Annotated in this window: 9 protein-coding genes, 1 other RNA gene, 2 pseudogenes and 1 riboswitch; of the genes and pseudogenes, 10 read left to right on the top strand and 2 right to left on the bottom strand. The window is 56.1% G+C overall.

Going from position 1 to position 9188, the window contains the following annotated elements:
• Positions 1–64 precede the first annotated feature (64 nt).
• A complete protein-coding gene (locus B3F77_RS14030) occupies positions 65–2029 on the bottom strand; it encodes a TonB-dependent receptor (protein ID WP_293605544.1) in 1965 nt (654 codons plus the stop codon).
• 82 nt (positions 2030–2111) lie between these two features.
• Positions 2112–2403, bottom strand: a riboswitch (cobalamin riboswitch).
• Between the two features lie 37 nt (positions 2404–2440).
• On the opposite strand from B3F77_RS14030, the gene B3F77_RS14035 reads away from it, so the two are divergent.
• From B3F77_RS14035 to B3F77_RS14050, 5 genes are all read left to right on the top strand, one after another.
• Positions 2441–2680, top strand: coding sequence for a DUF904 domain-containing protein (locus B3F77_RS14035; protein ID WP_293605545.1), 240 nt, complete (start codon positions 2441–2443; stop codon positions 2678–2680).
• Positions 2677–3018 carry a cell division protein ZapA gene (locus B3F77_RS14040; protein ID WP_293605546.1) on the top strand — a complete coding sequence of 114 codons (342 nt, stop codon included), beginning with the start codon at positions 2677–2679 and terminating at the stop codon, positions 3016–3018. Before B3F77_RS14035 ends, B3F77_RS14040 begins: the two co-directional genes overlap by 4 nt.
• A gap of 80 nt (positions 3019–3098) precedes the next feature.
• Positions 3099–3278: non-coding RNA, 6S RNA (gene ssrS / locus B3F77_RS21125), on the top strand.
• A gap of 88 nt (positions 3279–3366) precedes the next feature.
• Entirely contained in the window at positions 3367–4167 is an 801-nt protein-coding gene (locus B3F77_RS14045; RefSeq protein ID WP_293605547.1) for a sulfite exporter TauE/SafE family protein, read from the top strand.
• A gap of 56 nt (positions 4168–4223) precedes the next feature.
• Positions 4224–5168 (top strand): methionyl-tRNA formyltransferase, encoded by a 945-nt coding sequence (locus B3F77_RS14050; RefSeq protein ID WP_293605548.1) that lies wholly within the window; start codon positions 4224–4226, stop codon positions 5166–5168.
• On the opposite strand, the pseudogene B3F77_RS14055 reads toward B3F77_RS14050, so the two are convergent.
• Positions 5169–6106, bottom strand: a pseudogene (locus tag B3F77_RS14055) (LysR family transcriptional regulator).
• Positions 6107–6263: 157 nt separating this feature from the next.
• On the opposite strand from B3F77_RS14055, the gene B3F77_RS14060 reads away from it, so the two are divergent.
• The 5 genes and pseudogenes from B3F77_RS14060 to oxlT all read left to right on the top strand — a co-directional run bounded on the left by B3F77_RS14060 (position 6264) and on the right by oxlT (position 9185).
• Positions 6264–6545: a hypothetical protein gene (locus B3F77_RS14060; protein ID WP_293605549.1), complete on the top strand. Its 282-nt coding sequence runs from the start codon at positions 6264–6266 to the stop codon at positions 6543–6545.
• Positions 6546–6699: 154 nt separating this feature from the next.
• Positions 6700–6987, top strand: a complete 288-nt coding sequence (locus B3F77_RS14065; protein ID WP_293605550.1) for a sulfite exporter TauE/SafE family protein — start codon at positions 6700–6702, stop codon at positions 6985–6987.
• Positions 6988–7078: 91 nt separating this feature from the next.
• Positions 7079–7204: a hypothetical protein gene (locus B3F77_RS14070; RefSeq protein ID WP_293605551.1), complete on the top strand. Its 126-nt coding sequence runs from the start codon at positions 7079–7081 to the stop codon at positions 7202–7204.
• A gap of 103 nt (positions 7205–7307) precedes the next feature.
• Positions 7308–7483, top strand: a pseudogene (locus B3F77_RS21015) (oxidoreductase); the annotation flags it as partial.
• Positions 7484–7850: 367 nt separating this feature from the next.
• Positions 7851–9185: an oxalate/formate MFS antiporter gene (oxlT, locus tag B3F77_RS14075; RefSeq protein ID WP_293605555.1), complete on the top strand. Its 1335-nt coding sequence runs from the start codon at positions 7851–7853 to the stop codon at positions 9183–9185.
• Positions 9186–9188: the final 3 nt, after the last annotated feature.

Below are 9188 nucleotides of genomic sequence, written 5' to 3' on the forward strand. Positions count from 1 at the left end.
CCAAGTGCCTGCTGTTTCAGTCATGGTTGTACCGTTTCAAGCAGGCGTTCATGGCAAATTGACCTTAGAACTTGACACGCAGCGCAGCGATGGCAGCACGTCCTGCTTCAGGATAGATTGCGGTGGTCACGCCACCGGCACATCCATAAGCCTGTGTATAGAACTTGCGGTCAAACAGGTTGCTGATGCCGAGTGAGACTTCAAAGCTCTGCCACTGGTAAGCGTAGCGCGCATCTGCCGTGGTGTAGGCGGGCATGGAACACTGGTTTGCAAAATCAGGATGCTGCGATGACACCCAGTTCACACCCCCGCTGACAAGGTGGTTTGTCATGGGTGTCCAGTCTGCATGCAGTGCAGCCGTGCCGCGCGGTGCCAGCGGCACATCTTTGCCTGCATACGGACCCGATTCAAAGGTGGATTTGCGCAGCGCAGCATTGACGCGGAGGCTAAGGTTCTGCGTGTAAGCGTAGCGCCCGTCCAATTCGATGCCAGAACGACGAGTGGGGTCAAAATTGACATTCGCGCCGTTAAAGCCGAACAGGCTGCTAGGCCCGATGGCTGAAGGATCGTAGCCAATCTCATTGGTCAAAGCGCTGCGATACCAGCGGGCATCGAACTTGACGGGGCCCGAGGCGTAGCGTGAACCCAGTTCAAGATCCTTCGAGCGTTGCGGCAGCAAAGTCAGTCCCGGTGTTGTAAAGCCCAACTCATCGACATTAGCCAAGCGAAAACTATGGCCGACGCGCCCATAAATGGACACTTCTTTGCTAACCGGCTGGCTCAGCCCAAGTTCCCAGGCGTTTTGATCGTCAGCCAGCCCCACCAAGGAATTTGTATTATTTTTGCTGATGCGCTCTGAGCGAAGTCCCAAAGACAGCGTGGTCCCAGTGGACGCCAGAGTGAGCTCATCGCGCAAATACCAGGCACGTGAAGACTGCGTCGCTGTGGAGCCGTAACTACCCAGCACATCGCGCTGCCAGGTTGCGTAGTCATTACCGAGCGTGAGCTTATTTGAAAATTTGGACAGGCTGGCACTGTGAACGGCGCGCAATGCATAGTTGGTGGCCTTGACATCGTAGTCATAGTTCGAGCTGCCATAAGAGGAAACATACAGGCTACGCAACTTTTTCTCACGCGAACCAGCATCAGCTGTTAGTTGCCAATTTCCTACGACGGCCTCCGCAAGCAACCCACTTCGGACGTTATCGATCGTGGCGTTGTTTGAAGGGCTCGTGGTCTGGCGGGGATTGTTCTGGTACTGCGCAGCGGTGAGCGAGCCGGGCAAGCCGGTGTCCAGCCCATCTTGCGACACGCTTGCGCCCACACGCAACCAGTCGTTGCTCCACTGCGCTACAGCTGATACGGCATCGGTATCAGAGCGAAAGTTGTCACGGTGGTTGTCTGCCTTGCGGTTCATGCCATTGATATCCAGCGAAAACCCGCCGCTGGCAAGCGTAGCATTGGCGCGCTCTTCTCGCAGGCCGTAGCTGCCTACCCCTGCATACAAGGACGCTGCATTTTTACGAGCCGTTCCTGTTCCCGCCTTCGTGGTGATGATGATGACGCCACCGGTCGCGCCTTCGCCGTAGAGCACAGCACCGCTGCCGCGAATCACTTCAATTTGCGCCACGGATTCAATCGGAATACCGGCCAGTCGAGTGCCCCCCAAATCAGCTTCATTGATGCGGATGCCGTCTACGATCACGACCTGGTTGTTATCGGATGTGCTGCCGAAACCTCGCAGGTCCAGGGCATAGTCTCCACCACCATAAGAATCCTGACGCCCTGGCACGCCCAGGATGCGCATGATGGCATCGTTAACAGTCACTGCGCCAGAGCGTTGAATGTCCTCAGCGGTAATGACACTGGTGCCGAAGGGCTGGGATTCGCGCGGCCCAGCCACACGGCTGGCCGTCACCACAACCTCTTTGAGCGAGGCGGTCGGCTGGTTTTGCGCCATCACCGTAGAAGTAGCAGCCATAGCCAGCGGAAACACGGCAAGGCATGCACGAGAAATACAGGTTTTCATGGGATCAACAATCAACAAAATGCCCTCACCGGCTTCCCCGCCAGTGCATGAGCGTTACGAACGCGCGCCCAAATCATGGACGTGCGCATTCACCTTGTTGGCCGGTATCCGGGCTGACGGAACTGCTCTCATCGCCTTCCCAAGCGCGTGTTCAAAACGCTCAGTGGCCAATGATGAAAGCTGAATGTGTCCTTGGCTGTGAAGTTAAAGGAGCAGCATTCGTCCGTTTACCGTTGCGGGGGCAGCGCAGGTTAAAAATCGCAGCGCTTGGCAAGACCGGGCTGACCCGGACCTGGTGGCTTTGATTCCCTCCTGCTTCCCGTTGAACTGCAGCGTGTGAACCACACTGCGAGCACCAACAGGCAAGATTCTACGCGGCAAAACACCGCAAACCCTACAATCCCCATTGCCATGTCGAACCAAAACCAAATCGACCAGATCACCGAACGCGTTGAACGACTGTTGCTGCGCTACGAGGAATTGCAACGCACCAATGCCCTGCTGGGCGAACAGGTCGGCGTTCTGACGCACGAGCGCGATTCGCTCAAATCACGGCTGAGTGCCGCGCGTGCCCGTGTCGATGCCTTGCTGGAGCGTTTGCCCGAAAGCAGCGCTCACACCCTTCAAACCCCAGAGGGAACTGAGCGATGAAACAGCTCGAAGTGCAAATCATGGGCCAGAGTTACTTGCTGGGGTGCCCCGAAAACGGCGACGCGCGCCTGCTTGAGGCCGTCAGCAGGGTCGATGCCGCCATGTGCAAAATCCGCGACGCCGGCAAAACAAGGGCGCGTGACCGCATTGCGGTGCTGGCCGCCCTGAACCTTGCCTTTGAGCTTCCAGAGCGCAGTGCCAACGGCATGGCGGCGCCCGCTGCAGCGCAGCTCCAGCCACCGCCGACCGATGCCACGAGCGAAGCCTTGCACCCGCAGCTGGATACGTTGCTGCAGCGCCTGGACGCCGCCTTGGGTATTGACGGTCGCCTGCTTTAAACCGCCGAGTCGTATTCCCCGGAAATGCCCGGTGCTCCCTGATGCTTCCCAACCTATGGGGCCACAAAGGTCTACAATTAAATTGTCTGCGATGCGCACTGGGCTTTATATTTCCTTGAACCAATGCTCCACGAGCACGGGCTTGGTAAATTGTCCGGCAGGTGTGATCGTCTCGCGTCAGACGAGCCCGAAACCTGACTGCCCTCGCCCACCTGAACCCCGGTTCAGGATGACGGTCCAGTGGCACTCGCAGACACCTTATTTCTCGCCCCGTTTTCGGACCGCTCCCGTGGTTTCCCTGCTTCACCGGGCCGCTGCAGCTAGTCCTGCCGCACACAGCAATCTCACATGCACCTCGAACCTCTGCTGATCGTTGAACTTGCCATGTTGGGCCTTACTACCGGTTTTCTTGCGGGCTTGCTGGGTATTGGCGGCGGCATGCTGATGGTGCCTTTCATGACTGTCATCCTGACGGCCAAGGGTTATCCTCAGAACTACACCGTCAAGATGGCCGTTGCCACGTCGCTGGCAACCATCTGCTTTACCTCGCTTTCATCCGTGCGTGCGCATCAAAAGCGCGGCGCCGTGATGTGGAATGTCGTGCGCCTGCTGGCACCTGGCATCCTGCTCGGGTCGCTGATTGGCGCTCAGGTGGCCGTAGCCCTGCCGGGCAAGGTACTGAGCGTGCTGTTTGCGATATTTGTGGCTTTCTCAGCCACCCAGATGTTTCTCGACCGCAAACCCCAGCCCAGCCGCACGCTGCCGGGCGGCATCGGCATGTTCAGCATGGGCGGACTTATTGGCATGGTGTCGGCACTGGTGGGTGCCGGCGGCGCTTTCATCTCGGTCCCTTTCATGACTTGGTGCAACGTCAAGATTCACCATGCGGTGGGCACCTCGGCGGCGCTGGGCTTTCCGATCGCACTGGCGGGCACCTTGGGCTATATCTGGGCGGGACAAGGGTTGCCGCAAATGCCGCCGGGCTCCGTCGGTTACTTGTATTTGCCGGGCCTGCTCGTCATCTCGCTGGCGAGCATGAGCACCGCACCGCTGGGAGCACGCACGGCCCACCGCATGGACATCCGACCCCTGAAAAAAGTTTTCGCATTTGTCTTGTACATTCTGGCTGCTTATTTCCTGTTGCGTTAAGCTCAAGCAAGTACAGGGCTGCTGCAAACATCCGACTATGGCCTATATTCCCTTTTATGAAAATCGTAATCTTCGGTCAGCAAGATTTTGGCAAAGCTATGCTCGAAGCGTTTCTAGCTCGCCGTGACGAGATCGCCGCTGTGTTTTGCAAACCGGAAAAACCCGGGGAAAACCCGGACGCATTGCGCGTTGCCGCCGAGGCGCAAGGTCTCAAAATTTTCCAGTTTGCCAGCCTCAAAAGCGCGGAAGCCGAGCAAGCCATGCGCGGCCTGAATGCCGATCTGGGTGTGATGGCCTATGTGCTGCAGTTTGTACCGCAATCGTTGACGAATATCCCCAGGAACGGCACCATTCAATATCATCCATCGCTGCTGCCCCAATACCGGGGACCTTCATCGATTAACTGGCCCATCGCGCGCGGAGACACCCAGACGGGACTCACCATTTTCCGCCCCACGGATGGCCTGGACGAAGGGCCAGTCATTCTTCAGAAGTCCTGCCCCATCGGACCCGACGACACTTTGGGCGATGTCTACTTCAATAATCTTTTTCCACAGGGCGTGGCCGCTTTGCTGGAGGCCGCCGATCTGGTGGTCGCGGGCAAGCATCAGGAACAGCCGCAGGACGAATCACTCGCCACCTATGAAGGATGGTTTCAGGCCGATGAATCCAGAATCAACTGGGCCAACCATGTGGACCAGGTCTACAACCTCATCCGCGCCTGCAACCCGGCACCAGGTGCCTGGACCACGCTGGACGGCAGACTCGTCTGGTTGTTTGACAGCCGAAAACACCCCGTGCGAAAGTTTGGCGATGTGAAAGGCAAGCCGGGCGAGATTTCAAACGTCACGGACACCTCCATCTTTATCAATGCGCATGGGGGTCAGATTGAAGTGCTCAAACTCAAACCAGAAGGTGGCAAAAAAATGAGCGCAGCCGACTTTGCCCGGGAACAGGGGCTGGGGCTGGGGCCGGCATCCGGCCCCAAAGCCATGCCTTGATCATTTCGCACGCTTGGGTCTGTACTCAAGCGTTTGTTCAATCAGGGCAGCGCCATTGCTCATCAGAAAACTCTGGAAGGCTTGCGCCACGGGCGGAAGCCTCTTGTTTTTTCGATGCACCACATACCAGTTCAGCATCAACGGGAAACCCTGTACATCTAGCACAGTCAGGCTCCCCGACTGTAATTCGCGACTGACGGTATGAGCCGACAGAAAGCTGATACCCATGCCGGCGATGACCGCTTGCTTAATGGTCTCTGTGCTCTTGATCTCCATGGCAATGTTGATATCCGCCAGATGCCGGCCAAAACCATCCTCCATTGAATGCCGGGTATCCGAGCCCTTTTTCCTCATCACAAAAGGCTGGCGCGCCAGCCTGGCGATGGGGATGCGCTTTTTGGAGGCCAGCGGATGGCCGGGTGCCGCAACAATCACATAGGGATGGGGCGCAAAAGGCTCGTTGACCGTCTCCATGTCGTGCGGAGGACGCGCCATGACGGCCAGATCGGTCAGGTTGTCGGCCAGTTGGCCCAGCAATTTTTCACGATTGTGAACCGCCAGATTGAGCGTCACGCCCTGATGGCGACCGGCAAACTCCACCATCAACCTCAGGAAAAAATAGTCGCCAGCGCTGATCACCGCAACATTCAACTTGCCGCCTGAAACGCCCCGGAACTGAGTCATGGCCGCCTCGGCATCATGAAACTGCTGGATGATGAGTCGGCTTGCGTGCAGCATTTCGATGCCGGCCGGCATGAGGTAGATTTTCTTGCCGAGTTGCTCGAACAGCGGCAGCCCCGCGTGCTCTTCCAATTTTTTTACTTGAGTCGATACCGCCGGTTGCGTCAGATACACAACTCTTCAGCGGCACGCGAAAAACTCAAGTTGCGTGCCACAGCTTCAAACACCTTGAGCTGGCGCAGGGTCGCATTTTTCATGGGGACATCCGATCCATATATAACCTTCAAGTAATGATTGGCATTAAATCATTTAACTATACCTAATCGTTTTTCATATCTACGATTCATTCCATGTTTGGTGCTTCTGTGCACACAAACATTGACCGTAACGTGAAACGTCAGAAGGGGAATTGCCATGCTCAACACCACGCTTGACCAGCGACCTGCAGACCATGCAGGCGAAATTGAACGCAACGCCTACAACGTCGCCTTCACCGAACTCGGCCTGCCCTGGTACTGGGACATCGGTACGCACCGTGATCTGCAGGCGAACGCCGAAGAAAGGGAACGCGTCCGGATTTATCTGGAAACCCAGCAGGCGCACTTGCTCAAGGCGTATGAAGCCGACTTTCTGATCAACGCCATCCAGACAACGAAAGCACGTTGCTATAACGCCATGACCGCTGGAAGCGCATGACGCCCATGCCGGGCAATGGTTTGCCCGCAGCGGCAGGACGCAAACTCATCCCCTGCCCAACCGTCGTCCGGCCCCATATCAATCTTGTCAGATATTTGCCGGAGTCCGTTGACGCCGGAGATGACCGCCCGCATGATGGGCGTGGCTCATTGGCATGCTGTCGGCACTGGTGGGTGCCGCCGGCGCTTTCATCTCGAAACCTTTCATGACTTGGTGCAACGTCAGGATTCACCATGCCATCGCCACCTCATCGGCGCTGGGCTTTCTCCTCGTGCTGGCGGGTACGCTGGGATACATCTGGGCGGGTCAGGACTTGCCGCCAATGCCTGCCGGATCGATCGGGTATCTGTATCTGCCGGGCCAGATCGTTCATCGCGCTGGTCAGCATGATCTCAGCCCGTGGGGGCACGCACGGCCCACGGCATGGACATCCAATCCCTGAAAAATGTTTTTTCAGTTGTCTTTTACATTCTGGCCGGGTATTTCCTGCTGCGTTAGGAGCCAAGGCCACTACAGTCTAAAGAAACCGTTTTATGAGAATCGCGCTCATCGGAAAGCAGGATTTCAGCATGGCAACCGCAACACCTGACGGCTCAGGCTCGCCGGACCATGAATCTGCCGGGCTACCCGACATGAAAATTGCGATCTCGATCTCGTAGCCAGCAATGTCAAGGCAACAACGGTGGCAAGTCAGGCCCGCAGGACATGGTGATTTTTGCCCTCAAAGCCACTATCTGCTCAGAGATCTGACTCAAGCTTTGAGGCAGTCTCACCTTCAATCCCATCAGTTCACCGACCCACTCCACCCTGGTGGACTTCTTTCAGCACCTGCTGACACACGCCAGATTGCTGCCAACAGGATGAGCGAGGCGCAGACCATCGCCAACAAAATGGGCATCCAGTTTCGTGTCACGCTTAAAAAGCGCATTGTCGACGCTACACATCGATGCCACCTATACCATGGTCAAGCCGCTAGCCAGAACCATGGAAAAATCTGGCGGGCAGATCCAAATGCTGAAATCACATAATTAGAAACCCCATAGGGGTAAACCACAAGCAGAAAAACCCCCAAAATTGACCGCGGTCAACGATATTTCCAACCGTTGTCACACAATCACTACATCCGCAGGAAGCCGCAATCATGCGGCACCTGCGAATTAATAGGCAAAGCTTTTTGCCTCCTCTGGTCGATCTGGTCGGCAAGCAGACTAGTGAGAGATTGGTGCTCACTAAGTAGGCGAAACGATTACAAGATACCAGTGGTATTAGATGTAAATGACACCAAAGACGAAAGAGATGGAAATTATGAAGAGCGACCAGTTTGCTGAGAACGGCGGGGTTCCTACCAAGGGCTATCACAATAGGTGGGCTCAACTTGTTTTTGGCATCATTTGCATGGCGTTAATAGCCAACCTGCAATATGCCTGGACCTTGTTTGTCAGTCCGTTGGAAGCCAAGAACCATTGGGGTCTGTCGGCCATCCAATTGTCGTTTTCGATCTTCATCCTGGTTGAGACATGGTTGGTTCCGATTGAGGGTTGGCTGGTTGACAAGTATGGTCCTCGCCCTGTTATTGCATTCGGCGCCATTCTTGCCGCGCTTGGCTGGACGATCGATTCATATGCCACCACACTTCCACAACTGTATTTTGCTGCGGTGATCGCGGGAATCGGTGCCGGTTGTGTGTATGGAACCTGTGTCGGAAATGCGCTCAAATGGTTTCCGGACAAGCGCGGTCTGGCAGCTGGACTGACGGCAGCCGGGTTTGGTGCGGGTGCAGCAGTTACCGTCATACCCATTGCCAGCATGATCCAAACTTCGGGGTATGAAAAGGCCTTCCTGACCTTCGGCATCTTTCAGGGCGTTGCTATTTTCATACTGGCGATGCTTATGGTCAGGCCGAAGGCGCCCAAGGGAATTGCGGCGGTTCCGCGTGTGGTGACCGGCAAGGTTGATTACACGATCAAGCAAATGATAAAGACGCCGGTGTTTTGGCTCACATATCTGTTGTTTGTAGCAGTGGCAGCCGGCGGCTTGATCGCGACCGCACAACTTGGTCCGATCGCCAAAGATTATGGCCTGGCTAAGCTGCCGATGTCGCTATTGGGACTCGTCACCTTGCCGCTGTTGACATTGACGATGTCCATAGACAATCTCGCCAATGGCTTTACACGGCCTCTTTGCGGTTTCGTATCAGACCGGATCGGTCGCGAAAACACCATGCTGATTGTCTTTGTCGGTGAAGGACTCTCCCTGTTTGGACTCATGTTTTTCGGCCATGACCCGTATGCGTTCATGCTGTTTGCCGCCTTGGTGTTCTTGTTCTGGGGCGAGATATTCTCAATATTCCCAGCCATTTGCGCAGATACCTTTGGGGCCAAGAACGCAGCGGGGAACGCCGGTACGCTGTACACAGCGAAAGGGACCGCATCTTTGCTGGTGCCGCTGGCTTCGGTATTGTCGGTGGGAGGAAACTGGGATCGGGTTTTCATCTTCACAGGGGTACTTACCATCGCCGCCGGCCTCACAGCGAAATTCGTTTTGCAGCCGATGCGTGCGCGCTGGATACACAATTCCAATCAGAACGCTGGACAAGACATCGTTGCCAACGTGGCGCCTCGAGCCAAGGTGCTGGCATAAGCT

Origin of the sequence: Polaromonas sp. UBA4122 (genome assembly GCA_002381615.1) — a bacterium.
Taxonomy (GTDB): domain Bacteria; phylum Pseudomonadota; class Gammaproteobacteria; order Burkholderiales; family Burkholderiaceae_C; genus Polaromonas.

Bases quoted from the DNA above. Each gene is read 5' to 3' on its own strand.
- B3F77_RS14030 (WP_293605544.1), bottom strand. From the start codon at position 2,029: ATGAAAACCTGTATTTCTCGTGCATGCCTTGCCGTGTTTCCGCTGGCT.
- B3F77_RS14035 (WP_293605545.1), top strand. From the start codon at position 2,441: ATGTCGAACCAAAACCAAATCGACCAGATCACCGAACGCGTTGAACGA.
- B3F77_RS14040 (WP_293605546.1), top strand. From the start codon at position 2,677: ATGAAACAGCTCGAAGTGCAAATCATGGGCCAGAGTTACTTGCTGGGG.
- B3F77_RS14045 (WP_293605547.1), top strand. From the start codon at position 3,367: ATGCACCTCGAACCTCTGCTGATCGTTGAACTTGCCATGTTGGGCCTT.
- B3F77_RS14050 (WP_293605548.1), top strand. From the start codon at position 4,224: ATGAAAATCGTAATCTTCGGTCAGCAAGATTTTGGCAAAGCTATGCTC.
- B3F77_RS14060 (WP_293605549.1), top strand. From the start codon at position 6,264: ATGCTCAACACCACGCTTGACCAGCGACCTGCAGACCATGCAGGCGAA.
- B3F77_RS14065 (WP_293605550.1), top strand. From the start codon at position 6,700: ATGCTGTCGGCACTGGTGGGTGCCGCCGGCGCTTTCATCTCGAAACCT.
- B3F77_RS14070 (WP_293605551.1), top strand. From the start codon at position 7,079: ATGAGAATCGCGCTCATCGGAAAGCAGGATTTCAGCATGGCAACCGCA.
- oxlT (WP_293605555.1), top strand. From the start codon at position 7,851: ATGAAGAGCGACCAGTTTGCTGAGAACGGCGGGGTTCCTACCAAGGGC.